The organism is Salipiger bermudensis HTCC2601, from assembly GCF_000153725.1.
Classification (GTDB): domain Bacteria; phylum Pseudomonadota; class Alphaproteobacteria; order Rhodobacterales; family Rhodobacteraceae; genus Salipiger; species Salipiger bermudensis.
Genome location: NZ_DS022276.1, coordinates 1,768,210 through 1,793,938, shown reverse-complemented (window position 1 = coordinate 1,793,938; position 25,729 = coordinate 1,768,210). Strand labels below are relative to the sequence as shown.

The following is a 25,729-nucleotide window of genomic DNA, read 5'->3' as shown; positions in this document are numbered from 1 at the left end:
ATGAGAGAAAGCGGTGGACGCTCGGGCCCGCTCCGCACTGTCATTCAGGTATTCTTTTGGGGGTCGGGTGGGCGCATCGCCCACCCTTGCGGATCACGCGGTCGCGGTCTGCGCTTCGAGCACGTCCTCGAAAGCCCACTTGAGCCAGAGGGTCAGCGCCTCGACATCCGACGCCTCGACGGTGGCACCGCACCACACGCGCAGGCCGGCAGGCGCATCGCGATACGCGCCGACATCATAGGCGGCGTTGTAATCCTCGAGCTTCTTGGCCACCGCCTTGGCGAAGGCCGCGCCGTCCTGGATGCGGTCATCGGTGAACTTGAGGCACACGCTGGTGTTCGAGCGCGTCGCCGGATCCACTGCCAGGTTGGCAATCCAGTCGTTGCGGTCGCAGAAATCCCAAAGCACCTTGGCGTTGGTGTCGGCGCGCTTCATCAGCTCCGGCAGGCCACCAACCTTGCGGGCCCACTCGAGCGCCACGAGGTAATCCTCGACCGCCAGCATGGAGGGCGTGTTGATCGTCGCGCCGGTGAAGATGCCGTCGATCAGCTTGCCGCCCTTGGTCAGGCGGAAGATCTTCGGCAGCGGCCAGGCGGGGGTGTAGCTTTCCAGACGCTCGACGGCGCGCGGGCTGAGGATCAGCATGCCATGAGCCGCTTCGCCGCCCATCACCTTCTGCCAGGAGAAGGTGGTCACGTCGAGCTTGTCCCACGGCAGGTCCTGCGCGAAGGCCGCCGAGGTGGCGTCGCAGATCGTCAGGCCCTCGCGGTCGGCGGGGATCGCGTCGCCGTTCGGCACGCGCACGCCGGAGGTGGTGCCGTTCCAGGTGAAGACGACGTCGGTGTCGAAGTCGATCTCGGCGAAGTCGACGATCTCGCCATACTCGGCGGTCTTCACGTCGGCGTCGATCTTGAGTTGCTTGACCACGTCGGTGACCCAGCCCGAGCCGAAGCTTTCCCACGCCACCATGGTCGCCTTGCGGGCGCCGAGCATCGACCACATCGCCATTTCAACGGCGCCGGTGTCGGAGGCCGGCACGATGCCGATCTTGTAGTCTGCGGGGATGCCCAGGATCTCGCGGGTGCCCTCGATGGCCGCTTTCAGCTTGTCCTTGCCGACCTTGGCACGGTGCGAGCGGCCGAGCGGAGCGTCGGCGAGCATATCCAGGGAATACTGGGGGATCTTGGCACAGGGGCCAGAAGAAAAACGCGGGTTTGCCGGCCGCGTGGACGGGTGCTTGGTAGCCATATCTGCCTAACCTTCCAGATAGATGCCCCTCGTTGGGGAGGGGTGTCCCGCCGCTGGAGCTACGCCCCCCGACCCGACAAAGCAAGCGAATCTTTCTGCCGATTGCGTGAGATTTCGTGGCGGCGGCCCCGGCTCCAGCGCCGAATGCGCCGCCCGGGAAACCGCCGCCTCCCATGCGAAACAGGCGTTTCCTGAAGGAAATCGCGGGTCGCGATACGGGCTCGAAACCGGCGCATCGGCGCAGCTTTGCGACATGCGATTTTGTGCCAACGCCGCACGCCCTGCCCGTCCGGGGCGGCCCCGGCCACGGGCTGAGGCTGCGAATCACCGCACGGCGTCCGGCCTTTTCTTGCAAGCCCCGCGCGGCGGCGATACCAAGAGGGCCATTCAGGGCAACGGACAGGTCGCATGACTGCGGAAACAACCGACTTCGCCGAGGCGCTGCGCGCCGCGGGGCTGCGCGTGACGCAGCAGCGTCTGCGCGTGCTGTCGATCCTGATGCAGGCGCAGGACCATCCCAATGCCGACGAGGTCTTTACCCGCGCCCGCGAGATCGACGGCTCGGTCTCCTTCGCCACTGTCTACCGCACGCTCTCGGCGCTCGAGGAGGCCGGCCTGATCCAGCGCCTGAGCTTCGAGAACGAGCCGGCGCGCTTCGAGGTCATGCCCTCTGCCGATCATGACCACCTCGTCGACATCGACACCGGCGAGGTGATCGAGATCACCAGCGACGAGATCAACCGCCTGCGCGCCGAGCTGGTGGCGCGGCTGGGCTACGAGATCGTCAGCCAGCACACGCTGATCCGCGCCCGCCGCAAGCCCGACGCCTGAGCCGGGTCCCCGCCGATGACCGCGCTGATGATCCAGGGAACCGGCTCCAACGTGGGCAAGTCGCTGCTGGTCGCGGGGCTCTGCCGCGCCGCCCGAAAGCGCGGCATCGACGTGGCGCCGTTCAAGCCGCAGAACATGTCGAACAACGCCGCCGTGACCGCCGATGGCGGCGAGATTGGCCGCGCCCAGGCGCTGCAGGCGCTGGCCTGCGGGCTGGCGCCGCACAGCGACATGAATCCGGTTTTGCTGAAGCCCCAGACCGACACCGGCGCGCAGGTGGTGGTGCAGGGCAAGCGGGTCGCGACCAGCGAGGCGCGCGACTATGGCACGCTGAAGCCCCGCCTTCTCGACGCGGTTCTCGACAGTTTCGCCCGGCTGAGCGCCCGGCACGATCTGGTGATCGTCGAGGGCGCGGGCAGCCCGGCCGAGATCAATCTCCGCCCGCGCGACATCGCCAACATGGGCTTTGCCTGCGCCGCGCAAGTGCCGGTGGTGCTCGCTGGCGACATTGATCGGGGCGGCGTCATCGCGCAGATCGTCGGCACGCAGGCGGTGCTCGACCCGGGCGACGCGGCGATGGTAAAAGGCTTCCTGATCAACCGCTTCCGCGGCGACCTCCGGCTCTTCGACGATGGCTACCGAATGATCGAGGCCCGCACCGGCTGGCCCGGTTTCGGCACCCTGCCATGGTTTCCGGAGGCGTGGAAACTGCCCGCCGAAGACGCGGTCGACATCCACACCCCGCGCCGCACCGAGGGGTTGCACGTGGTCTGCCTCGCGCTGTCACGGATCGCCAATTTCGACGATCTCGACCCGCTGGCGCAGGAGCCCGGCGTGCGGCTCACCATTCTGGGACCCGGACGCGCCATCCCCGGCGACGCGGATCTGGTGATCCTGCCCGGCAGCAAGTCGACCCGCGGCGACCTCGCCTTTCTGCGCGCTCAGGGCTGGGACGTGGACCTTGCCGCGCATGTGCGACGCGGCGGTCATGTGCTCGGGATCTGCGGCGGCTACCAGATGCTGGGCCGCAGCGTCGCCGATCCCGACGGCATCGAGGGGCCGCCCGGCACCACGCCGGGCCTCGGCCTGCTCGAGATCGACACGGTGATGACCAGCGACAAGCGCCTTACCGAGACCCGCGCCACCCATGCAGCGACAGGCCGGGCGTTCCTCGGCTACGAGATCCATATCGGCCGCAGCGACGGCCCAGACCGCGCCCGCCCCTTCGCCCATGTCGCGGGAGAGCCGGAGGGCGCGGCGACCCCCAATGGCCGCATCGCGGGCAGCTACCTGCACGGCATGTTCCGCGACGATGCCTTCCGCGCCGCGTGGCTCAACAGTTTCGGGGTGCAGAGCGCCGGCCGCTACGACAGCACGGTCGAGGCGGTGCTCGACGGGCTGGCCGATCACATGGAAGCCCATCTCGACGTGACGGGCCTGCTCGCGCTGGCGCGCTAGCGAGACAAAAAGAGCACAACGTCGTGCCCGACACGCAGTGCGCGCGCCCCGGAGATTGATCCGACAAAAACGGTCAGTTACTTCCGCTCAGCAATATGGCCAGCCAGACAGCGCGGGGGGTCCCTCGCCCGTGCAATCCAGCGACGGCTGCGCCTGTCACGTGAGGGACCCAACAATGTTTAGCAAAAGCAAGGGGCTGCTGCTCCTGACCACGGCATTCTGCGCCGGAACCGCCTCGGCTCAGGACGCCGACTCGCTGTTTCTCGGCACGCTTCGGATCGAAGGCGCCGCGGCGCAGAGCCTGCTCGGCAACACCCAGATCACCGAGGAAGAGATCGAGAGCCGCAACCCGGCCACGGTGAAAGACGTCTTCGCCGGCGAATCCTCGGTCACCGTCAGCGGCGGCGCCGCGATGGCCCAGAAGGTCATGGTGAACGGCATCGAGGAGTCGCTGCTCTCGGTCACCATCGACGGCGCGCGCCAGAACAAGGGCGCGTTCCACCACACCGGCAACGTGCTGCTCGACCCGTCGCTGCTCAAGTCGGTCGAGGTCAGCGAAGGCCTCGCCCCGGCGGATGCCGGCCCCGGCGGTCTTGGCGGCGTGCTCGCCTACACCACCAAGGATGCCCGCGACCTGCTCGAGCCCGGTGACAACTTCGGCGGCCTCGCCACCGTGACCGGCGGCAGCAACGGTTCCGGCCTGCGCGGCACCGCGACGCTGTTCGGCGCGCAGGGCGGCTTCGAGTGGCTGCTGAGCACCACGCATCAGGAGGGCGACGAGTACAAGGACGGCGACGGCGACACCATCGACGGCACCGCGGCGGAGCTGTCCGACTACATGCTCAAGCTCGCCTACACCACCGAGACCGGCAAGCGGCTGGCCTTCTCGGCCTCGCAGACCGAAGACACCGGTCCGCGTGCCTCGCAGGGGGGCTTCATCCGGGCCGACTTCGCCGGGCTTACCAGCGCCGCCCGCCCCACCGAGATCATCGACGGGTATGCCCGCCGCAGCTCCTACACGCTGTCCTACACCGACGAGCAGCCGCAGGGCTGGCTCGCGCCCGACCTTCAGCTTACCTACAACGAGCAGGAAGTCGACGTGGGCAACAACTCGGGCATCAACACCAGCCTGTCCGGCACCGCCAAGAACGAGTTCCTGCTGGACAACGGCACGCTGACCGCGGGGTTCGACTTCTTCGACGAAAGCGCCGAGGCCACCGAAGGTGCGTCCGGCGAAGAGACCAACACCAATTTCGGCATTTTCGCGCAGGCCCGCCAGGACCTGACCGACCGGCTCTCGGTGAGCTACGGCGCGCGCTACGATTACCAGTGGTTCGAAGGCGCCGATGGCCGGAAGTTCGAGGAAGGCGGCTTCAGCGGCAATGCCGCGCTCGACTACGTGCTGACCGACACGCTCTCGCTCAACGCCGGCATCGCCTCCACCTGGGGCGGCTTTGCGCTTGGCGAGGCGGCGCTGGTCAACTTCCGCAACGACTGGACCTATGACGACTTCACCCCGTCGCGCTCCAACTCGGCCCGCATCGGCCTGCGCTACGAAAATGGCCCCTGGGCGGTCAGTGGCGCGGTGTTCCACACCGAGATCAACGACATCACCGCTGTGCTCCCCTCGGGCGGCGACCGTGGCGCGCAGGCGGACCTGACCTCGCGCGGCTTCGACGGCTCGGTCAGCTATACCGGCGAAAGCGCCTTCGCCAAGCTGAACTACACCCATGCCAATGTCGAACTGGATGACGATACCGTCGGCACCACGTCCTACTATCTCGGGCGCCCGGTCGGCAGCATCCTGACGCTCGAAGGCGGCTACGACATCCAGGACAACTGGCGCGTCGGCGGCACCGCCGAAGTGGCGTTCGAGAACGACGCCACCGATCCGGACCTGCCCGGCTACGAGGTGCTCAACCTCTACACCAGCTACACGCCCGCTGCCTTCGACCAGCTCGAACTGCGCCTCGATGTGCGCAACGTGTTCGATGCGACCTATGCAAGCCGCAGCTCGGATGGCCTCGACGCGACCGGTGCCGTTGTCCCGCTCACCGAGCCGGGCCGCACGTTCCTCGTGACCGCCAAGATGCGCTTCTGATCCTCGGAGGCGAGACCAGACGCAAAAGGGGCGGACCGCAAGGCCCGCCCCTTTCTGCCTGTCACGAACCGGTCAGCGGTCAGGCCCAGGTCATCCCCTCGCAGCCCTCGCGGAAGGCGAAGCGCTTGAGGTGGTCGTCGATGATGAAGCGCGCGCGTGCGAGATCGGCCTCGGTCCGGGCGCTGATCTCGACCAGAAGCGCCTCGGCGCTGGCGCTCAGAAGCGCCGGCCCCGGCGGGAGCGCGGCGCGGCCTTCGGACTCGTCGAAAACGACCGCGACCTTGTGCTCGAAATGTTTGCAGAGCTGCTGAAGGTACTTCGAGGCATTGGGCGTCTGGAACGTGCCGGATTGCTGCAGAGCCATGGCTGCACTCCAAAAGTTGATTGTTTATGTCAGTTAACGCATTGCAGGCCGGAAGAACAATCCGTTATCAGACCAACATCCTTGCGAAGCCGGCTGACGCCACGCCACGCGCCCATCAACGACCGGGAGCCTCCCCATGCGTCCTCTGCTGCTTGCAGGGCTGTTTGCCTGCACCTCTGCCGCCTCCGCCCTCGCCCATGATGTGACCGTCGAGACCGCTGCGGGCGCGACCGAAGTGCCCCATGCGCCCGAAAGCGTCGTCGTCTTCGATCCGGCCGCGATCGACACCATCGCATCCCTCGGCCAGCCGATTGCCGGCCTGCCCAGCCCGCTCTACCTCGACGGCATCGATAAGGTGAAGACCTCGGCCGAGGTGGTCGGCACGCTGTTCGAGCCCGACTTCGAGGCGCTCGCGGTGATGCAGCCCGACCTGATCGTGGTCGGCGGGCGCTCTTCGGCGCAACGCGAGCCGCTGAGCCAGATCGCCCCCACCATCGACATGACGATCTGGGGCGAGGACATGGTGGCGCAGGCGCGCGACCGGATCGCCGCCTTCGGCACGCTGTTCGACAAGCAGGACGAGGCCACAACGCTGACCGAGGCCCTCGACGCCAAGATCGAGGAGGCGCGTGCCGCCGTCGAGGGCAAGGGCGACGGTCTCATCATCCTGACCAATGGCGGCAAGATCTCGGCCTATGGCGCCAACAGCCGTTTCGGCTGGCTGCACGGCGCGCTCGACCTGCCCGAAGCGCATCCAGGCCTCTCGGACGACACCCACGGGCAGGCGATCTCGTTCGAGTTCATCGCCGAGACCGACCCGGACTGGCTGCTGGTGATCGACCGCGCCGCCGCCATCGGCGCCGATGGCGAGGCCGCCGCCTCGACCCTCGACAACCCGCTCGTGGCGCGCAGCACCGCCGCGCAGGAAGGCCAGATCGTCTATCTCGACGCCGCGCCGATGTATGTCTCGGGCGGCGGTGCCAGCTCGATGATGCACACGCTCGACGAGATCATCTCGGCCTTCGGCGGCGCAAGCGAGAGCTGAACCAAGTTGCGCCTCTGGACCCTCACCTTCGCCCTGCTGGCCGCGCTCGTCGTGGTCAGCCTGTCGCTCGGGGCGGCCTCGTTCGGCGATGACGCCGGCTGGCTGCTGATGGTGAGCCGCATCCCGCGCACCGCCGCGGCGCTGCTTGCCGGCGCCGGCCTCGCGCTGGCGGGGGTGGTGGTCCAGCAGGTGGTGCAGAACCGGCTGGTCGAGCCGTCGCTGACCGGCGCGCCCGAGGCCTCGATGCTGGGTCTGCTTGCCGTGACGCTGATCGCCCCCGGACTGGCGGTGGCCGGCAAGATGCTGATCGCCGCGGCCTCGGCTCTGGCCGGCATGGCGGGCTACCTCGCGCTGGCGGCACGGCTGCCCCGCGAGGATCCGATGCTGCTGCCCATCGTGGGCATCGTCTATGGCGGCATCATCGGCGCGATCTGCGTCTACATCGCCTGGGCCACCGACCTGATGCAGTTCCTCGGCGCCTGGCAGCTCGGCGAGTTCTCGGGCGTGATGATCGGGCGCTACGAATGGCTCTGGGCGATCGCGGCGCTGGCGGTGCTGCTCTATGTCATCGCCGACCGCATCACCATTCTCGGGCTCGGCGAGGCGCAGGCCCGCAGCCTCGGCCTCGACTATGCGCAGACCCGGGCGCTGGGACTGGTGGTGGTGTCGGTGATCACCGCGCTGGTGCTGGTCACCGTGGGCGGGTTTCCCTTCGTCGGGCTCGTGGCGCCGAACCTGATCGCGCGCTGGCGCGGCGACAACCTGCGCGCCAACCTGCCGCTGATTGCCGTGGGCGGCGGCATCCTGCTGCTGACAGCCGACATCATCGGCCGCGCCATCCGCTACCCGTTCGAGATCCCCGCCGCCACCGTCGTTGCGGTGTTCGGCGCCGGCGTCTTCCTCTGGCTGCTGCACGCGGCCCCGGCGCGCCGTCATGGCTGAGCGTCGCGTCCTCTGGCTCGGTCTCGCGCTGCTGGTGCTCTGCGGCGCCTTCCTGGCGTGGCAACTGCGCCAGCCGGTGGGCTTCATCCTCGGGCTGCGCGCCGCCAAGCTCGGGGCGCTGGTCTGCGTCGGCGCCGCCACCGGAGCCGCGACAGTGCTGTTCCAGACCGTCGCCGGCAACCGGCTGCTGACCCCGGGGCTCGTGGGCTTCGACGCCCTTTTCGTGCTGATGCAGACGTTGCTGGTGCTGCTGCTGGGCGGCGTCGGTGCCGCCGCGATCCCCGCCGGGCCGCGCTTCCTGATGGAGGTCGCCGCCCTCGGCGTCGCCTCGGTGGCGCTCTTCGGCCTGCTGCTGCGCCGCGATGCGCGAGACATCACCCGGATGATCCTCACGGGCATCATCCTCGGCGTTCTGCTGCGTGGACTGTCGAGCATGGTGCAGCGGTTGATGGACCCGTCGGATTTCGCCGTCGTGCAACAGGCGATGTTCGCCAGCTTCGGCCGGGTCGATCCGCAGCAGCTGACCTTCTCCGCCGTGGTGCTGCTCGCCGCGATGGCGGTGGCGCTGCGCATGGCCCCGGCGCTCGACGTCGCCGGGCTCGGGCGCGACACCGCGCGCGGGCTCGGGCTCAACCACGACCGCGTGGTGATGACGGCGCTGCTGCTGATGGCCGCGATGGTCTCGGTCTCGACCGCGTTGGTCGGGCCGATCACCTTCCTCGGCCTGCTCACCGCCAGCCTTGCGCGGCAGGTGACCGGCAGCCACCGTCACGCCGTCCTGCTGCCAGCGGCGGCAATCCTCGGTGCGCTGATCCTCGTCGCCGGCCAGTTCCTGTTCGAACGCCTGCTCGGCAGCCAGTCGGCGCTGGCGGTGATCGTCGAGTTCTTCGGCGGGCTGGTGTTCCTCTTCCTCGTGCTGAAACGGAGACGTCGATGATCGAGATTTCCTCGCTGAGCTACCATGCCGGCCCGACCCCGATCCTGCACGACGTCTCGACCCGGATCGAGAGCGGCGGCATCACCGCGCTGATCGGCCCCAACGGCGCCGGCAAGTCGACGCTGCTGCACTGTATCTCGGGGCTGGAAAAGCCTTCTTCGGGCAGCGTGCGCATCAACGGCATCGACCCATTCTCCGTGCCGCACCGGCAGCGGGCCCGGACGGTGGCACTGCTGCAGCAATCGCCGGCGCTGGTCAGCCGGCTGCGGGTGCGTGAACTGGTCAGCTTCGGGCGCTGGCCGCACCATCAGGGCCGACCGCGCCGCGATGACGAAGAGGCCGTGGACCGCGCGCTTGTGGCCTTCGCGCTGACCGATCTGGCCGAGCGCACCATAGACACGCTGTCGGGTGGCCAGCGCCAGCGCGCCTTCATCGCGATGACCTACGCGCAGGACACGCCGTGGATGCTTCTGGACGAGCCGCTGAACGCCCTCGACCCGCGCCACGCCCGCGACCTGATGGCGCGGCTGCACGGTCTGTCGCGGGACGGGTCCCGCAGCATCGTCATCGTGCTGCACGACATCAACGCCGCCGCCGGTTGGGCGGATCACATCGTGGCGATGAAGGACGGTCGGATCGTGGCGCAGGATGAGAGTGCGACGGTTCTGACCGAAGAGACCCTGCGCGACGTGTTCGACACGCCGTTCGAGCTCTTGCAGCACAAGGGGCGGCCCGTGGTGGTGGCGCGGTAGGGCAAAGACCGCGGCCTCACTTCCCCTGTTAGGGCATCCTTTATGGACCCTACGCCGGGACGCCGCCGCGCAACGCCGGTCCGCGGGGTGGCGATCCGCCCTAAGAATCCCTCGATCTATCGATGCCAAGTCCGACGGGCCTCAAAGCTGAGCACCCAGCCCAACCAAATCGCCGGCCCGAGGGGGCGGGTCATGCCGAAGGCATGCCTCCGGCATGACCGATGCGCGGCGGCCTGCGGCCTTGATTCCGCGCGGGCACCACTCAGATGCCGCGTGGCCCCAAGCGCGGCGGCCCGCTCAACAGATCCGCGGCAACTGCTCTCCGACCAGCATGTCGACGATCCGCGTGCCGCCGAAGGCCGAGCGCATCCGCACCGGCACGCTGCCCTTCTCCACCGCGCGCCCGACGACCACCGCCTCCCGCCCCGCCTCGACCGAGCGCATCGCCGCCAGTGCTGCCTCGGCCTCGGCCTCGGGTACGAAAAGCACCAGCGCGCCCTCGTTGGCGAGGTAGAGCGGATCGAGGCCGAGTATCTCGCACATTCCCTTGACCTCCGGGCGCAGTGGCAGCGCTGCCTCGTCGAGCTCCACCGACACACCCGCCGCCTCGGCCATCTCGTTCAGTGCCGAAGCCAGCCCGCCGCGCGTGGCATCCCGCGCCGCGCGCAGGTCAGGGCAGGCCTCGGCCACCGCCGCCATCAGGTGGCCGAGCGCTTGGCAGTCGGACTGCAAGGGCGCCGAGAGCGCCAGATCGCCCCGCGCCGCGAGGATGGTCGCGCCGTGATCGCCCAGCACGCCGTTGACGATGGCCACGTCGCCGGGCCGGATATGCGCCGCCCCCAGATCGCGCCCCGCCGGGATCACGCCGACGCCCGACGTGGTGATGAACACCGTGTCGCAAGAGCCCTTCTCGACCACCTTGGTGTCTCCGGTGACGATCCGCACCCCAGCCGCCTCGGCCTCGCGCGCCATGCTGGCAACGATCCGGCGCAGGAGCGCGATCTCGCAGCCTTCCTCGATGATGAAAGAGGCCGAGAGCCAGAGCGGCTCCGCCCCGCCCACCGCAAGATCATTGACCGTGCCGCAGACGGCGAGCTTGCCGATATCGCCGCCGGGGAACTCCACCGGGGTGACCACGTAGCTGTCGGTGGTGAAGGCCAGCCGCGCGCCCTTGACCTGCAGCGCGTCATGCATCAGCCGGGCCTGATCCTCGCCGCTTTCGGGCTGGAAGACCTGCGTAAAGACCTCTTCGATCAGGTCACGCATCGCACGCCCGCCGCCGCCATGGGCCAGCGTCACGCGGTCGCCGCGCAGGCGGGAGGGTTTAGAGGCCATGTTCATTCCGCCGGCTCCACCACGCGCGCGCCGCCATAGGTCCAGTAGGCGGCGCAAGCCCCCTCGGACGACACCATCAACGCACCCAGAGGCATGTCGGGCCTGCAGCCGCGGCCGAATTGCGGGCAGGCGGTCGGCTTGATCCGGCCCGTCATCACCGCGCCGCAGGCGCAGCCCTCGGGCTCCTCGACCTTTTTCCGCCCCACCGCGTAGCCGATGCCGAATTTCTCCTCCGCATCCCAGGCGCGATAGGCCTCGCGGATGCGCAGGCCGGAGGCGTCGATCTCGCCCAAGCCCCGCCACTCGAAGGACGGGCGCTCCTCGTAGACATCGGCAATGGCGGCGAGCGAGACCGGGTTGCCATGCTCTGGCACCACGCGGGCATACTGGTTTTCCACCTCCGCCCGTCCGTCGCGGATCTGCTCGAGCACCATGAGCACCGATTGCAGCAGGTCGAGCGGCTCGAACCCGGCCACGGCGATGGGCTTGCCGTAATCGCGGGCGATGAAGTCATAGGGGTGGATGCCGATCACCATCGAGACATGGCCCGGCCCGACGAAGCCGTCGAGCTGCATGTGCGGATCATCGAGCAACGCCTTGATCGGCGGCGGCACGGTGATGTGGTTGCAGAACACGCTGAAACTCCCGATCTCCTCGCGCGCCGCCTGCTGCAGGGTCAGCGCGGTCGAGGGGGTCGTGGTCTCGAAGCCGAGACCGAAGAACACCACCTCGCGGTCGGGGTTGCGCCGCGCCAGCTCGAGCGCGTCGAGCGGCGAATAGACCATGCGGATGTCGCAGCCATCGGCCTTGGCCTGCATCAGCGACTTGCGCGAGCCCGGCACCCGCATGGCATCGCCGAAGGTGGTGAAGATGACGCCCGGACGCTCGGCGATCTCGACGCATTCATCCACCCGGCTCATCGGCAGAACGCAGACCGGGCAGCCCGGGCCGTGGATGAACTCGATGCCCTCATGCACCAGCTTGTCGAGCCCGTAGCGGAAGATCGCGTGGGTGTGCCCGCCGCAGATCTCCATGATGCGCACTGGCGCGTCGCGGGTGGCGCCGATCTCGTCCGCGACGCGGGCGATGGCCGCCAACACGCCCTTGGCGGCCTTGGGATCGCGGAATTCCTCGACATATCTCATTGCGCCGCCTCCACCTTGGCGGGCTCATCAAAGGCCCGCGCACCCTCTTCCATCGCTTCGAGCGCCTCCTGCGCCTCGCCGAGGCCGCGCAGCGCCTCGAGCGTCTCGGCGGCCTCGTGTTCGTCGATCACCGCCATGGCGAAGCCCACGTGGATCAGCACCCACTCGCCCACCAGCGCCTCGAGCGGGCGGTCGGCGACCGGGGCGAGGCTCACCTCTCGCTTGACCCCGGAGACATCGGCCATCGCCATCAGGCGGGATGGGTCGGTTATCTCGGTGATCTGGCCGGGAATGCCCAGACACATGGCTCAGTCCTCCTCCGATACGGATGCGTGCGGCTCGATGCCGTAGCGGTCCAGCTTTGCCCGAAGCCCGACGCGGCTGAGACCGAGCTCTGCCGCCGCCTTCGACTTGTTCCATTTCAGCCGGGTCAGCGTCTCGCCGAGGATGCGCATCTCCATCAGCTCGACGCGCTCCTTCAGGGTGCCTTCCAGCGTGCACAGATCGGTGCCGCTCGCCGGCAGCTCGGCCCCCTCGGCGCGCTCGCCGTGTTTGCCCGCCTGCAGGATGTGGCGCGAGATCAGCTCCGGCCCCAGCGTCATGTCCTGCGCGAGGATCAGCATCCGGGTCACCTCGTTGCGCAGCTCGGGCAGGTTGCCCGGCCAGTCATAGCTCTCGAGGAAGGCCAGCGCCGGGCGGGCGATGCCGCGCACCGGCTTGCCGTGCAGCTCGGCCGCCTCGTGCAACATGCGCTCGGCCAGCAGCGGGATGTCGGGGACGCGGCTGCGCAGCGCCGGGATCGCCAGCTCGGTCACCGCCATCTCGAAGAACAGGTCGCTGCGGAACTGGCCGCGCTGGATCATCGCCCGCAGGTCGCGATGGGTGCCGAAGAGCAGCCGCGCGCCGCTTTGCAGGGTCTCGTGCCCGCCCACCGGCTGAAAACTGCCCTCGGTCACGAGGTGCAGGAGCTGCAGCTGCATCGCCGGGCTGAGCGCATCGACACCGTTGAGGAAAAGCGTGCCTCGGTCGGCCTTCTGCAACAGTCCCGCCCGGGCCTGCACCGCGCCCGGAACCGCGCCGCGCTTGGCCCCGAAGAGCTCGGCGGCCAGCACCTCGTCGGACATGCCGGCGCAATTGAGCTTGTAGAACGGCCGGTCGGCGCGCAGCGAGCCGTAGTGCATGGCGCGGGCCAGATCACCCTTGCCCGTGCCCGCCTCGCCGGTGATCAGCACCGGCACCTCGAAGCTGGCATATTGCCGCGCCAGCGCGATGGTCGGGTTCAGAGGGCTGCCGGTGCCGCGCAGCACCTTGTCGAACCCCGCCGCCTCCTGCGCCTGCTGACGCCGGGCCTGCATCTTCTGCGTCGCGGTGTTGCCGAGGTAGCGCATCTCGAGGCTCATGCGCTCGTGCTCGCGGCTCAGCTCGAAGAGCCGCGCGGCGTTTCGCACCGCCATCAGGAACTGCTCGGGATGCCACGGCTTGGTGATGAACTGGTAGATCCCCGCCTTGTTGATGGCGTCGATCATGTCCGAGCTCTCGGTATAACCGGTGACGATAATGCGCACCGTCTCGGGCCAGCGGTCGCGCACGTCCGAGAGCAGCTCGACCCCGGTGCGCCCCGGCATGCGCTGGTCCGAGACCACCACCTGCACCCAGTTCTCCTCGAGCAGGCGCCACGCCGCCTCCGCGTCGGTGGCTTCAAGCACGTTGAAATCGTCCTCCAGCGCCATACGCATGGAGGCGACCGAGAACGGCTCGTCATCGACGACCAGAACGGTGGGAAGCGTGCCGTCGGACATACGCGTTACTCCGCCGCCTGCGCGAGACGCTTGGCCGCCGCCTCGCTGCGCAGCCAGCCGATCCACTGCTCGAGCCCCTCGCCGGTGCGGGCCGAGACCCGGATCACCTCGATGGTGGGGTTCACCCGGCGCAGATTGGCCTCGTAGAGCTCGAGATCGACATCGCAATGCGGCGCAAGATCGACCTTGTTCAGCAGCGCGATGCGCGCCGCGGTGAACATGTCGGGGTATTTCAGCGGCTTGTCCTCGCCCTCGGTGACCGACAGGATCGCCACCTTGGCATCTTCGCCAAGGTCGAAGGCGGCGGGGCAGACAAGGTTGCCGACGTTCTCGATGAACAGCGTCGCATCGTCATGCAGATGCAGGTGGTCGAGCGCGTGGCCGACCATGTGGCCGTCGAGATGGCAGCCCTTGCCGGTGTTGACCTGAACCGCAGGCGCCCCGGTCTCGCGGATGCGGTCGGCATCGTTGCTGGTCTGCTGGTCGCCCTCGATGACGGCGACATCGCCCCCCATCGCGCGGATGGTGGCGCAGAGCAGCGTGGTCTTGCCCGAGCCCGGCGAGGAGACGAGGTTGACGGAAAATACGCCCTGCCCCGCGAGCCGGGCGCGATTGGCCGCGGCGTAGCGGTCGTTTTCCGACAGGATGCCGGTCTCGATCTCGATCAGCCGTTCCTGGCTCATGTTGCCAACTGCCACGCCGGCGGCGCCTGTGCCGAAATGAATGTCGCCATGGGCGCCGTGATGATGGTGATGGCCGTGGTCATGGTGGTGATGGTGGTGGCCATCGCCATGGGCATGGGCATGGGCATGATCATGCCCGTGGTCGTGCGTATGCCCCGCGCCGTGATCGTGCGAATGCCCTTCGACCGTGCTGCCGCTGCAGCCGCAAACCGTGCACATCAGATGACCTCCATATCCTTGATTCTCATCTCGTCGCCCCCGTCGGGCATCAGCTTTCCGCCGCCGCAGGTCGGGCAGGGATCGAGCCGGTGGTCGATCTCCACCGTCTCCATGCAGTCATAGCAGAGCGCGCGGCCCGGCAGGTCGATCATCTCGAGCGCCGCGCCCTCGGCCTTGGAGCCGCGCATCACGACCTCCCAGGCGAACTCCAGCGCCGGCTTCTCGACCCCGGCGAAACGGCCGATCTCGAGCCGCACGCGGGTGACGCGATTGATCTCGGGCGCGGCGGCGGCCTGGTCGACAACCCGGCGGATGCCTTCGCAGAGCGACATCTCATGCATCGATCACCTCCCGCAGCCGCACCGGGCTGCACGGGTCGAGAATGTCAAGCAGCAGCGCGCCAAGGCTGGTCTTTTCTGCCGGCAAAGTCGCGAGGCTGCGCGCGAGAATGCCGCCCTGCGCCAGCAGCGCATCGGTGGGCGTGACCCGGTCGAAGCCGGTGACGTGGCCGTTTTCCACTTGCATGTGAATGGCATAGGTCCCGCGCGCCGCCGGCACAAGCGCCCGGCCCTTCGCGACCTCGAGCGCCGGCAGCCGGCCGAGCGCCGCCGCCTCGATATCGTAGAGCCGGGCCGCGGCGCGCCAGAGCGGGCCGCGCCCGTGACTGGTCTCGAGCGCCCGCATCACCGGGTGCGAAAGGTGGCGCGCTGCGACCGAGTTCTCGCAGGCCCCGCGCCGCCAGAGCGTCTGGCCATCCGGCGCGGGCAGGCCCTCGGACACCGCCTCGCCGGGGGCAAAGCGCTGCGCAATGCAGGCCAGCGGCACCGCTGCAGGGCGGTTGCTCGCGAGAAAGACGTCGAACGCTGCCGGGGTCGCGGGCGCTTCGGCGTCAGGACCGAAGAGCGCCGCGAGAAGCCCGTGGCCCCCTCCGCGCCAGTCGTCGGGCAGCGCCCGCGGCGCAAGGCCCAGCAGCGCCGGCCAGCTGGCGTGAAGCTTGAGGAGGTGGTCGCGCAGCACGTCCCGCGCGATTTCGGCGGCGGCGGTCCCGTCATCGGCCCGTCCAAGAGCGGCTGAGACCGCCGCCGCCTGCGCCCCGCGACAGAGGTTGAAGAGGCGGGGGAGAAGCGCCTCGACCTCGTCGAGCGGCTTGCCGAGCACCAGCCGCGCGACCGGGAGACCGGGGGCGGGCTGGGCGACAAGCCTGGGTGCGGGGCGCGTGTCCAGCATCAGCCTGCGCCCTGTTCCTGCGTGTCCTGCACGTCGTGCGACAGACCGCCGGTGATCACCGTGCGGCGCGAGGGGGCCGCGTCGAGCGCCGCCTCCCCGATCTCCTGCACAGCCTCTTGCGCGCCCTCTTCGGCCGCGGCCAGCTCGGCCTCGCGGGAGGCCCGGATCTCGGCGGCGCGGTCGGTCTCGGCGCGGTGCTCCTCCTGGAACAGCGCCACCATCACCGCGCGGGCGACATCGGTGGCATCCTTCTGGCGGGTGAATTCGTGCATCGGCGAGAACAGAGAGCAGGCCTTGTAGCCCCCCGTCAGCTCGCGGCTGTTGTGGATGAACTCGTAGTCGCCGGACGGGAAGGAAATCACCTCCTTGTCGCCGGCACGCAGCCCGGACCAGTCCTGCCCGGCATCAGGCAGAGCCACGAGGTTCATGAACCACGGGCTGACCAGCACGCCGAGCAGCCAGTCGCCGTGCTTGCGGAAATCGATCGCCTCGACCTGCAGCGCCTTGTTGACGATCGGCACGTCGCGCATCTTGGCGTTGTAGACCTCCCGGAAATCCGCCACCAGCCGGTCGGTGACCTCGCGGATGCGGGTAGCCTCGAGCAGGTCCGCCGCGCCAGGATCCTCGAGCACCATGAACTGCTCCTTGGGCCCCGAGCAGTTCGGGCAGGACCAGTCCTCCGGCAGGGCGTGGAATGGCGTGCCGGGCTCGACCTGCCGCGTGTCGTCGCCCTCGGCCGGATCGTAGGGCGTCCAGCAGATCTTGCATTCCATGATCGCCTGATCCGAGATCCGGTCATTGGCGCCGAGATAGCTGCCCTCGAAGCTCATGTGATCGCCTCCAGCACTTCACGCAGGCGCTCGGCGCTGTCGCTCAGGTCCTCGGCCGCGGCAATGGCGACCTCGGGCATGTCGGTAACCTCGAACGTGTCGAGGATGAGTTGGTCCATCGAGTTGTAGAACTGCACCCGCCAGACATGCGGCAGCGCCGTCGCCGTGACCCGGCAATTGCCGTAGCCGCGCGACAGGATGTCGGTGGAGCCCACGCCCAGCCGCGCGTCGAGCCAGGTCAGATCGCCCTCGGTATGCGGCAGCAGGGTGAGGTTGACCACGTGCAGCTCGCCGCTGGCCGCGTAGCCGGCGCTCTTGTCCTGCAGCTCGACCAGCAACGCGGGCGCGTTGACCACGCCGGTGCCCGGGGCATTCGCGTCGCCGGGGCGGAACGGCTCGAAGGCGCGGGCGCGGGCATCCTGCGGGACGCTCGCCACCTCGATGGCGTCGAGCCCCGCGCCATGCAGCACCCAGATGCCGGCAAAGACCGATTCCTGTGCCCGCACCGAGGGCAGGCCACGGATCTTCATCGCCACCTCGCCCTCGCCCATGGTCTCGGCGATCAGGCGGCGGTTGGCCGGGTCGAGCACCGCGAGATCGAAGCGTTCGGAGCCCCCTTCGGCGGCAACCCGGTCGGCAGCGTTGGCGACCCGCGCCAGCAGGTCCATCGCCGGAGCCAGCCCGCCGCTATTCTCGACATCGGGGATGTGCACCGAGAAGGTGCGCATGTCCTGCGGCAGCGGCATGTATTCCAGCTCGGCCTCGTCCTCGGGCTGCGAGCCGGGGCCGTAGCCCACGGGCGGCATGTGGAAATTGTTGACCATCTGCTGTCCTCCGTCAGGCCGCCGGGGCCGGGGTTGCGTTCAGGATCTGCGGGATGCGCGCCATGTAGTCGTCCCAATCGCGCACCTTGGGGATGCCGCCGAGGCAGGCCCCGTCGCGGAAGAAGATCAGCGATGGCGTCTTCAGCACGCCGGTCGCCTCGCGCAGCTGGGTCTCGATGGCGTCATCGACCACGGCGCAGTCGAAGGCGCGCTGGAAGGCGATGCGCAACTCGGGCAGGATCACCGCCACGTCGGCGCTCTCGAGGTTGCGCTTGGGGTCGCCCGGCACGAAGAGGCAATGGGCGCCCGGCGCCTCGGTGAAGGCCGCGACATCGGCCATTGTGCTCAGACGGGGCCAGCCGAGCTCGCTCACCAGCCGGTCGATCAGGGGGTGTGACATGTGTCCTCCTCGGGCGCGGCTCAGGCCGTGTACGCGGGCCGGTTTGCTCGGGCCGTCTTGTTCAGGCGGTTGTCTTACCCGCCAGCCGCGCCGCTTCGAGATGCGGCGGCAGGGCGGGACTGCGGTTGTCGAGATCGGCAAAGGCGTCACCCGCCCCTGCCCCTTGCATGATGCTGCGCAGGCCGCGCAGGGCCCGGGCGATCAACTCGGCCTCCTGCTCGGAGATCACCTCGCGGGCATGGCCGAGATGGGTCAGCACCCAGGTGCCAGGCGCCACGTCGCCGACCAGCGACAGGTCGATCAGCGCCTCACCCTCGTCGCCGGTGGCGCGGCCGGCGATGCCGTCGACCGAGAGGATCCGCATCGGGATGCCGACGCACATCGGGCCTACTCCGCCGCCGGGAAGAAGCGGGCATCGCCGGTGCGGCAGGCCTCTTCCTCGGTCGGGCGACCGGCCTCGTAGGCCTGATGCCGGATGGCGCTGTCGGCCAGCGCGTCGGTCTCGGTGCGGCCATCGGTGGCGTGAAAGCCGCGCGCCGCCAGCCAGTCGCGGGCGATCTGCACCGCCTCGGGGATGCGCGCCGCGACGACCGGGCGCAAGCCGCCGCCGTAATCCTCGAGCTCCTCGGGCTGGCAGCCGACGAGCAGAAGCTCGGCGGGGCAGTAATCCATCAGCTGGGCGGTGGCGATCACGTCCTGGAAGCCGGTCTGGTGCAGCGACATCTTCTTGGCGCCCATGAAGCGCGGCACCTCGTCGCCCTCGACCACCTTCATGGTGCCGGGCTGGAGGCCGTAATCCACCGCGTCGAACACCACGAGCAGGTCGGCCTCTTCGAGGAAGGGCAGCAGATAGAGCCCCTGCGTGCCACCGTCGAGCACCCTGACGTCGTCTCCGAAGGAAAGCGTATCCGCGAGATGCTCGACGCAGCGCACGCCGAATCCCTCGTCCGCCCAGAGCACGTTGCCGATGCCGAGAATGAGCGCCTTGCGCGCCATGCCGTCCCCTCCCCTTGCTTGCCCGGCGAAAGACGTGTTTCCGCCTGCTGGCCCGAACGAGATTATCGTGTCCGCCCGCGCCTGGCAGGGATTCTGCATCTGCCAGTCACCTTTACCTATCCTTATGAAAATAAACACATAAAGCCTGAAATCGATGCGACTAACGGTTTCCGTTATGGAAGGATACTTTCCACTAATAGGACAATCCGCAAGGACAAATGCCAGAAAGAAAAACGGGCCCTGCAAGGGCCCGTTCCACGTGTCGTCCAAAACCGGAAACCTCAGTCCGGCAGGTCGTCCTTGAAGGTGCGGTGACCGGAGATCATCGTCGAGACCATCGACTGGCGCGACATGATATCCTCGCGGATCGCGGCGTAGATATGGATCATCATGAAGATGATGATGAACCACATGCCGAGGTGATGCAGCGAGTGCAGCACCTGCGTGTTCTGCACCCAGGCGATGAGCCAGCCCATCGCCAGATCCGGCAGCGAGCCCTGCCCCGCGCCCTCGGCGTAGAGCGCCCAGCCGGTCAGAAGCATGAAGGTGATGCCGACGGTCATGAAGAAGAACATCGCCACCTGCGCCAGCGGATTGTGACCCACGTATTTCTTCGGAACGTCCTCGAGGAAGGCATACCAGCGCAGTTCGTGGACGACCTCTTTCCACCACGATTTCTTCCACACCGGAACGTAGAACAGCTGCTTGGAATGATGGTTGCCCACCAGCGCCCAGTAGACCCGGGCCGCGAAGGCCACGGTCAGCAACTGCCCGGCGGCGAAGTGGATGAAACGGTTGTAGCCCATGACGAACTGGAACGTCGCTTCGGCGAAGTTCATCGACGGCAGCGGCGAGGCGATCAGCCAGCCGGTGCCGATCAGGATCATGATCAGCGCCGCGTTGATCCAGTGCCACAGCCGCACTGGCCATTCGTAGACGAAGACCGAGGTGCGCCGGCGGATCGACTCGATGTCCTGGTCGGTGGCGTCTCCGGTCAGACGGGAGGTCGAGAGCGGGTCGGCCTCCGGGTCGCGGGGCGGAACGGTTTTCTGCTCCATCGGCTCACTCCTTGCGGCGGGCGCGCAGCACCATCCACAGGATGCCGGCCAGCGCCAGGACGCCCAGCCCGTGCAGGGGCGAGAGCAGCCAGTGCGCCGCTCCGTCGGCGGGCAGGGCCGCGTCGTGACCGGCATGGGCGAAGGCCGCCGAGGCGGAGGCCAGCCAGAATGCGAGTGCCTTTTTCATGTGTCCTCTCCTCCTCAGCGGACCTTGACGTTTGCCAGTTCGTCGCCGTCTGGCGACATCACGTGCGTCGAACACGCGAGGCACGGGTCGAAACTATGCAGCGTGCGCAGGATCTCGACCGGCTCTTCGGGGCGCTCGACCTTGGTGTTCATCAGCGAGGCCTCGAAGGCGCCGATATTGCCGGCGGTGTCGCGGGGCGAGCCGTTCCACGTGGTCGGCACGACGCATTGGTAGTTCTCGATGCGCCCGTCCTTGATCTTGATCCAGTGCCCCAGCGCGCCGCGCGGCGCCTCGGTCATGCCCACGCCCTTGGCCTCGGAGGGCCAGGTCGAGGGATCCCATTTCTCGACATTCGCGGTCGACTCGTCGCCGTTGCGGATGTTGGTCATCATCTTGTCGAAGAAGTGCCGTTGCAGACGGCCGCAATACTCCGACTCGAGCGCCCGCGCCGCGGTGCGGCCCAGCGTCGAGAACAGCGCCTCCATCGGCAGGTCCATGTCCGACAGCAGCCGGTCGACCTGGTCGCGGATGTCCTCGTGACCCTTGGCGTAGCCGACGATGTAGCGCGCCAGCGGGCCCACCTCCATCGCGTGCCCGCGCCAGCGCGGCGCCTTGATCCACGAGTATTTCGCCGCCTCGTCGAGCTCCTTGATGTCGGTCCGGGTGCCCTTGGCGTTGGGGCCGAGCTCGTATTTCGGCTCGGTGACACCGTCCCACGGGTGCAGACCCTTGCCGGCCTCGCCATAGGTGTACCAAGAGTGGTCGACGAACTCCTGCACCTGCTCGGGGTCGCGCACGTCGACGTCGAGCACCTCGTTGAGGTTGCCGTTGACGATCGCGCCGCGCGGCAGGTGCAGCTGCTCGGGCGAGAAATCGTTGGGATGCTCGGGGATGTCGCCATAGGCGAGGCAGGCCTGCGACGACAGGCCGCCACCGTAGAGCCAGTTGCGGTAGAAGCCGCCGATCGCCTTCACGTCGGGGATATAGACGTTGCGGTTGAACTCCTGGGTCTGGTCGATGATCGACGAGACCATGTTGAGCCGCTCCATGTTGATCGCGCCGACCGAGCCCACGCCATCCATGTTGATCGGGCACGGTACGCCGCCCACCAGCCAGTTCGGATGCGGGTTCTTGCCCCCGAAGATGGTGTGGACCTTGACGATCTCCTTCTGGAGATCCAGCGCCTCGAGATAGTGGGTCGTCGCCATCAGGTCCGCCTCGGGCGGCAGCTTGTAGGCGGGGTTGTCCCAGTAGCCGTTCTTGAAGAGACCCAGCTGACCGGATTCCACGAATTTCTTCAGCCGGTTCTGCACGTCGCGGAAATAGCCCGGCGACGACAGCGGATGGTTCGGGCCCACGGTCTGCTGCAGCTCCGAGGTCGCCTTTGGGTCGGCCTTGAGCGCGTTGATCGGGTTCACCCAGTCGAGCGCGTGCAGGTGGTAGAAATGCACCACGTGGTCGTGGATCTCCAGCGCCAGCTGCATCATGTTGCGGATCGAGTTGGCGTTGTCGGGGATCGAGATGCTGAGCGCATCCTCTACCGCGCGCACGGAGGTCAGCGCGTGGGTGCCGGTGCAGACGCCGCAGATGCGCTCGGTGAAGGCCCAGGCATCACGCGGGTCGCGGCCCTTGAGAATGACCTCGAGCCCGCGCCACATGGTGCCGGTCGAAACCGCGTTGGTGATGATGTTGTCATCGTTGACGTTGACCTCGCAGCGCATGTGGCCCTCGATCCGGGTCACCGGGTCGATCACCACGCGCTGGCCGCCATTGTCGAGCGTGTAGCCATTGGGGGTCTGGATAACCATCGGTTACACCTCCTCTTTCGAAGACTGGGTCTTCTTCTGTGCCGATTTCAGAGCCGAGACGGCGGCGTGCAGCGCAATGCCGCCGCCGACCACGCCGGCCGCCGCCATGCCGATCTTGTCGGCATTGGCCTCGACCCCGAACTGAGTCAGGTCGGTGACGCGGTTGTAGAAGCTGCCCTGGTCCCAGAAGCCGTCTTCCGAGCAGCCGATGCAGCCATGGCCCGACTGGATCGGGAACGAGACGCCCTCGTTCCAGCGCACGGTCGAGCAGGCGTTGTAGGTGGTCGGCCCCTTGCAGCCCATCTTGTAGAGGCAATAGCCCTTGCGCGCGTTCTCGTCGTCCCAGGCCTCGACGAACTGACCGGCATCGAAATGCGGCCGGCGATAGCACTTGTCATGGATACGCTGAGAGTAAAACATCGCCGGCCGCCCCTGCCGATCAAGTTCCGGCAGACGGTCAAAGGTGAGCATGTAGGTGATCACCCCGGTCATCACCTCGGCGATGGGCGGGCAGCCCGGCACCTTGATGATCGGCTTGTCGGTAATGACCTTGTGAACGGGGGTGGCACGGGTCGGGTTGGGCTTGGCGGCCTGCACGCAGCCATAGGAGGCGCAGGCGCCCCAGGAGATGATCGCCTTGGCGTGCTCGGCAGCGTGCTTGAGCTGATCAACGAAGGGCTTGCCACCGACGATGCAATACATGCCGTCCTCGTTGAGCGGCGGGTTGCCCTCGACCGCGAGGATGTAGTTGCCCTTGTACTTGTCGATGGTGTCCTGCAGCGCCGCCTCGGCCTGGTGGCCGGCCGCCGCCATCAGAGTGTCGTCGTAATCGAGGCTGATCATCGACAGCACGACATCCTTGGCGAGCGGGTGCGCGCTGCGGATGAAACTCTCGGAGCAGCAGGTGCATTCCAGCCCGTGCACCCAGATCACCGGGGTGCGCGGCTTGGTCTCCATCGCATGCGCGATCTTGGGGACGAAGGCCGGGCCGAGGCCCAGCGCTGCGGCGGTCAGCGAGCAGTATTTCATGAAACTGCGCCGGGTGATGCCCTGGCTGCGCATGACCTCGTAGAAGGTTTCGATCTGGCTCAAGCTGGCGCCCTCCTCCAATTCGCGAAATCCCTGCGCCGACGCTCCCTGTCGCGCAGCATTCACCGAGCATCGCGGTATGCCGCCGTGTGCGGAAGCCCGATGCCCGTTTCGCGGGCGCTTCGAAAAGATGAACCTCGACAGTATGTTAGATGGAGAGGAGGGGGCACGGCACGGTCAGGGGCTTTCCGGGCCGCGCCGGGCTCCGGTCAGCGGCTTTCCAGCCTTGCGAGCGCCACCAGCGCCTGCCCCAGCGCCAAACTGCCATCGTTGGCAGGGGTCTTGCGGTGAATCAGCACCGGCACGTCGCCCAGCGCCTTGACCGTGAGATCGAGCAGCAGCGCGTTCTGGAAGCAGCCCCCCGAGAGCGCCACCGCCTCTGCCCGCCCGCTCTCGACCAGCGCCCGCGCCTGCGCCGCGAAGGCCTCCGCCAGCCCGGCATGAAAGCGCCACGACCGCTGCGCCACCGGCACGCCAGCGCGCCCGTCCTGCACCAGCTGCCGGAACAGCGGCGCGGTGTCGAAGACGCCCTTTGCGAAGGGCAGGTTATAGCCCTCGCCCGCACCCCCGGCCAGCGCCTCGAGCCGCGTTGCCGCCTCGCCCTCATAGCTCTGCACCGCCGGGCAGATCCCGAGACAGGCCGCCACCGCATCAAAAAGCCGCCCGGCGCTGGAGGAGAGCGGCGCGTTCAACCCTTTCGCGGCCGCCATGCGCAGCGGCGCCAGCGGGTGCGCCGCGAAAAACGCCTCGGCCTCGTCCCCCAGCCCGGCCTGATCGAGCCGCACCAGCGCGTTGCGCCACGGCTCCCTCGCCGCCCGGTCGCCACCGACCAGCGGCGCCGGGCGCAGCCATCCCAGCCGCTCGACCCCCCGGTAATCACCGAGCAGCAGCTCGCCGCCCCAGAGCGTTCCGTCCGCGCCCAGCCCGGTGCCATCGAGCACGATCCCCGCCACCTGTCCTGCGTCGAGCGGCCAGCGGTTCTCGCCAAGGCAGGCCGCGAGATGGGCGTGATGATGCTGCACCTCGACCACAGGAAGCCCCAGCCCCTGCGCATGCTGGCTCGCGCGGTAGCCCGGGTGCAGGTCGCAGGCCACCGCCTCGGGACGATGATCGAACAGCGCCGCATAGTCGCGATCCGCCTGCAGGAAGGCCTCCCATGTCAGCGCCTCGTCGAGCTCGCCAAGGTGATGTCCAAGCAGCGCCTGTCCGTTCTTCACCAGGCAAATCGCCGCCTTCATCTGTCCGCCATAGGCCACCACCTGTCGCGTCGGGAAGCCATCGGGCAGCGCCAGCGTACCCGGCACCCGCCCGCGCGCCCGGCGCAGCACCATCGGCCCCTGCGGCGTGATCCGCTCGACGCTGTCGTCGAGCCGCCGGGCGATGTCGCGGTCATGCATGAGGAAGGCGTCAACGAGGCCACCGAGCGTCTCGCGCGCCTCGGCATTGCCGATGGCCTGCGGCTCGCCCGAGAGATTGCCGCTGGTCATCACCAAGGGCCGCCCCACAGCGGAACAGAGCAGATGATGCAGCGGCGTGTAGGGCAGCATCCAGCCCAGCGCCCCCTGTCCCGGCGCCAGCGCCTCGGGCAGGCCGCCCTCCTGCTTCGGCAACAGAACGATCGGCGCCGCCGGCTCCTCAAGCAACGCCCGCTCGGCCACACCCGGAGCCGCATAGCCCTTCAGCACTTCGAAAGACGCCATCAGCGCCAGCGGCTTCGCCGGGCGCCGCTTGCGCCGCCGAAGCTCCGCCACCGCGCCAGCATCCGTCGCATCACAGCACAGATGAAATCCGCCGAGGCCCTTCACCGCGAGGATCGCGCCGCGCCCCAGCGCCTCCGCGGCGCGCGCCACCGCATCCCCCGCGACCTCGCGCCCCTCACGTTCGAACCACAGTCGCGGCCCGCAATCCGGGCAGGCCACCGGCTGGGCATGGAAACGCCGGTCGCCCGGGTCCTCGTATTCAGTCCGGCACGCATCACACAGCACGAAACCCGCCATGGTGGTCTGCGCCCGGTCATAGGGCAGCCCGGTGAGGATGGTGAAGCGCGGCCCGCAATTGGTGCAGTTGGTGAAGGCGTAGCCCCGTCGCCGCCCCACGTCGAAGATCTCCGCCACGCAGTCACCGCAGCTCGCCGCATCCGGCGTCACCCGCGTCTCCGCCCCCGGCCCGCCGGAGGCCACGATGGCAAAGCCCTCTCCCACAGGCACCTCCGCCGCACAGCTCTCCACCGCGTCGACCCGCGCCAGCGGCGGCGCTTCGCCCCGCAACGCGGCCTCGAACCCGTCGAGATCGCCCCCGGCACAGAGGATCAGCACCCCCTCGGCATCGTTTGACACCTCTCCGGACACCCCGAAGCGCTGCGCCAGCGACCAGACGAAGGGACGAAACCCCACCCCCTGCACCTGCCCGCGCACCCTGATGCGCCGCCCGCTCACCACGCCCGCATCTTCT

26 protein-coding genes are annotated in these 25,729 nt (G+C 68.3%); 7 read left to right on the top strand and 19 right to left on the bottom strand.

Going from position 1 to position 25,729, the window contains the following annotated elements; translation table 11 throughout:
• Positions 1-93: 93 nt before the first annotated feature.
• Positions 94-1,248: a phosphoserine transaminase gene (locus tag R2601_RS08475; RefSeq protein WP_040544512.1), complete on the bottom strand. Its 1,155-nt coding sequence runs from the start codon at positions 1,246-1,248 to the stop codon at positions 94-96.
• A 408-nt stretch (positions 1,249-1,656) separates the two neighbouring features.
• On the opposite strand from R2601_RS08475, the gene R2601_RS08470 reads away from it, so the two are divergent.
• The 3 genes from R2601_RS08470 (at position 1,657) to R2601_RS08460 (ending at position 5,638) form a co-directional block, all read left to right on the top strand.
• The gene (locus R2601_RS08470) at positions 1,657-2,079 is read left to right on the top strand and encodes a Fur family transcriptional regulator (protein WP_007796574.1); all 423 of its coding nucleotides are present in this window, start codon (positions 1,657-1,659) and stop codon (positions 2,077-2,079) included.
• A 15-nt stretch (positions 2,080-2,094) separates the two neighbouring features.
• Positions 2,095-3,537: a cobyric acid synthase gene (locus tag R2601_RS08465; protein WP_007796571.1), complete on the top strand. Its 1,443-nt coding sequence runs from the start codon at positions 2,095-2,097 to the stop codon at positions 3,535-3,537.
• 175 nt (positions 3,538-3,712) lie between these two features.
• On the top strand, positions 3,713-5,638 hold the full coding sequence (locus R2601_RS08460; RefSeq protein ID WP_007796568.1) for a TonB-dependent receptor domain-containing protein: 1,926 nt from the start codon (positions 3,713-3,715) through the stop codon (positions 5,636-5,638).
• 79 nt (positions 5,639-5,717) lie between these two features.
• On the opposite strand, the gene R2601_RS08455 is transcribed toward R2601_RS08460, so the two are convergent.
• Complete coding sequence (locus R2601_RS08455; RefSeq protein WP_007796564.1) at positions 5,718-6,002, bottom strand: DUF2218 domain-containing protein; 285 nt, start codon at positions 6,000-6,002, stop codon at positions 5,718-5,720.
• 136 nt (positions 6,003-6,138) lie between these two features.
• Here R2601_RS08455 and R2601_RS08450 point away from each other — a divergent pair, with 136 nt between their 5' ends.
• The 4 genes from R2601_RS08450 to R2601_RS08435 are packed head-to-tail and all read left to right on the top strand — an operon-like array spanning position 6,139 to position 9,678.
• A complete protein-coding gene (locus tag R2601_RS08450; protein WP_007796562.1) occupies positions 6,139-7,047 on the top strand; it encodes a siderophore ABC transporter substrate-binding protein in 909 nt (302 codons plus the stop codon).
• Positions 7,048-7,053: 6 nt separating this feature from the next.
• On the top strand, positions 7,054-7,989 hold the full coding sequence (locus R2601_RS08445; RefSeq protein ID WP_007796559.1) for an iron chelate uptake ABC transporter family permease subunit: 936 nt from the start codon (positions 7,054-7,056) through the stop codon (positions 7,987-7,989).
• The gene (locus R2601_RS08440; protein WP_007796556.1) at positions 7,982-8,926 is read left to right on the top strand and encodes an iron chelate uptake ABC transporter family permease subunit; all 945 of its coding nucleotides are present in this window, start codon (positions 7,982-7,984) and stop codon (positions 8,924-8,926) included. Before R2601_RS08445 ends, R2601_RS08440 begins: the two co-directional genes overlap by 8 nt.
• Positions 8,923-9,678, top strand: a complete 756-nt coding sequence (locus tag R2601_RS08435; protein WP_007796553.1) for an iron ABC transporter ATP-binding protein — start codon at positions 8,923-8,925, stop codon at positions 9,676-9,678. Before R2601_RS08440 ends, R2601_RS08435 begins: the two co-directional genes overlap by 4 nt.
• A 297-nt stretch (positions 9,679-9,975) precedes the next feature.
• On the opposite strand, the gene hypE is transcribed toward R2601_RS08435, so the two are convergent.
• From hypE to hypF, 17 genes are all read right to left on the bottom strand, one after another.
• The gene (gene hypE / locus R2601_RS08430; protein ID WP_007796550.1) at positions 9,976-11,019 is read right to left on the bottom strand and encodes a hydrogenase expression/formation protein HypE; all 1,044 of its coding nucleotides are present in this window, start codon (positions 11,017-11,019) and stop codon (positions 9,976-9,978) included.
• Positions 11,016-12,158: a hydrogenase formation protein HypD gene (gene hypD, locus R2601_RS08425; protein ID WP_007796547.1), complete on the bottom strand. Its 1,143-nt coding sequence runs from the start codon at positions 12,156-12,158 to the stop codon at positions 11,016-11,018. Before hypD ends, hypE begins: the two co-directional genes overlap by 4 nt.
• Positions 12,155-12,463, bottom strand: a complete 309-nt coding sequence (locus tag R2601_RS08420) for a HypC/HybG/HupF family hydrogenase formation chaperone (RefSeq protein ID WP_007796544.1) — start codon at positions 12,461-12,463, stop codon at positions 12,155-12,157. The genes hypD and R2601_RS08420 overlap by 4 nt, the downstream gene beginning before the upstream one ends.
• 3 nt (positions 12,464-12,466) lie before the next feature.
• Positions 12,467-13,957 carry a sigma-54-dependent transcriptional regulator gene (locus R2601_RS08415; protein WP_007796541.1) on the bottom strand — a complete coding sequence of 497 codons (1,491 nt, stop codon included), beginning with the start codon at positions 13,955-13,957 and terminating at the stop codon, positions 12,467-12,469.
• A 5-nt stretch (positions 13,958-13,962) separates the two neighbouring features.
• Complete coding sequence (hypB, locus tag R2601_RS08410; protein WP_040544510.1) at positions 13,963-14,859, bottom strand: hydrogenase nickel incorporation protein HypB; 897 nt, start codon at positions 14,857-14,859, stop codon at positions 13,963-13,965.
• Positions 14,859-15,200 carry a hydrogenase maturation nickel metallochaperone HypA gene (hypA, locus tag R2601_RS08405; protein WP_007796534.1) on the bottom strand — a complete coding sequence of 114 codons (342 nt, stop codon included), beginning with the start codon at positions 15,198-15,200 and terminating at the stop codon, positions 14,859-14,861. The genes hypB and hypA overlap by 1 nt, the downstream gene beginning before the upstream one ends.
• Complete coding sequence (locus tag R2601_RS08400; protein WP_007796531.1) at positions 15,193-16,086, bottom strand: hypothetical protein; 894 nt, start codon at positions 16,084-16,086, stop codon at positions 15,193-15,195. Before R2601_RS08400 ends, hypA begins: the two co-directional genes overlap by 8 nt.
• On the bottom strand, positions 16,086-16,916 hold the full coding sequence (gene hybE / locus R2601_RS08395; protein ID WP_007796527.1) for a [NiFe]-hydrogenase assembly chaperone HybE: 831 nt from the start codon (positions 16,914-16,916) through the stop codon (positions 16,086-16,088). Before hybE ends, R2601_RS08400 begins: the two co-directional genes overlap by 1 nt.
• Positions 16,913-17,740 carry a hydrogenase expression/formation protein gene (locus R2601_RS08390; RefSeq protein WP_007796523.1) on the bottom strand — a complete coding sequence of 276 codons (828 nt, stop codon included), beginning with the start codon at positions 17,738-17,740 and terminating at the stop codon, positions 16,913-16,915. The genes hybE and R2601_RS08390 overlap by 4 nt, the downstream gene beginning before the upstream one ends.
• A 13-nt stretch (positions 17,741-17,753) precedes the next feature.
• On the bottom strand, positions 17,754-18,140 hold the full coding sequence (locus tag R2601_RS08385; RefSeq protein ID WP_007796520.1) for a thioredoxin domain-containing protein: 387 nt from the start codon (positions 18,138-18,140) through the stop codon (positions 17,754-17,756).
• A gap of 61 nt (positions 18,141-18,201) precedes the next feature.
• Complete coding sequence (locus R2601_RS08380) at positions 18,202-18,522, bottom strand: HypC/HybG/HupF family hydrogenase formation chaperone (RefSeq protein WP_007796517.1); 321 nt, start codon at positions 18,520-18,522, stop codon at positions 18,202-18,204.
• A 5-nt stretch (positions 18,523-18,527) separates the two neighbouring features.
• Positions 18,528-19,136 carry a HyaD/HybD family hydrogenase maturation endopeptidase gene (locus R2601_RS08375; RefSeq protein ID WP_007796513.1) on the bottom strand — a complete coding sequence of 203 codons (609 nt, stop codon included), beginning with the start codon at positions 19,134-19,136 and terminating at the stop codon, positions 18,528-18,530.
• Between the two features lie 281 nt (positions 19,137-19,417).
• Entirely contained in the window at positions 19,418-20,194 is a 777-nt protein-coding gene (gene cybH / locus R2601_RS08370; protein ID WP_007796510.1) for a Ni/Fe-hydrogenase, b-type cytochrome subunit, read from the bottom strand.
• A 4-nt stretch (positions 20,195-20,198) separates the two neighbouring features.
• Positions 20,199-20,381 carry a hypothetical protein gene (locus R2601_RS08365; RefSeq protein ID WP_007796507.1) on the bottom strand — a complete coding sequence of 61 codons (183 nt, stop codon included), beginning with the start codon at positions 20,379-20,381 and terminating at the stop codon, positions 20,199-20,201.
• Positions 20,382-20,395: 14 nt separating this feature from the next.
• Positions 20,396-22,189, bottom strand: a complete 1,794-nt coding sequence (locus tag R2601_RS08360; protein WP_007796504.1) for a nickel-dependent hydrogenase large subunit — start codon at positions 22,187-22,189, stop codon at positions 20,396-20,398.
• Between the two features lie 3 nt (positions 22,190-22,192).
• Positions 22,193-23,281 carry a hydrogenase small subunit gene (locus R2601_RS08355; RefSeq protein ID WP_040545239.1) on the bottom strand — a complete coding sequence of 363 codons (1,089 nt, stop codon included), beginning with the start codon at positions 23,279-23,281 and terminating at the stop codon, positions 22,193-22,195.
• A gap of 206 nt (positions 23,282-23,487) precedes the next feature.
• The gene (hypF, locus tag R2601_RS08350; RefSeq protein ID WP_007796499.1) at positions 23,488-25,716 is read right to left on the bottom strand and encodes a carbamoyltransferase HypF; all 2,229 of its coding nucleotides are present in this window, start codon (positions 25,714-25,716) and stop codon (positions 23,488-23,490) included.
• Positions 25,717-25,729: the final 13 nt, after the last annotated feature.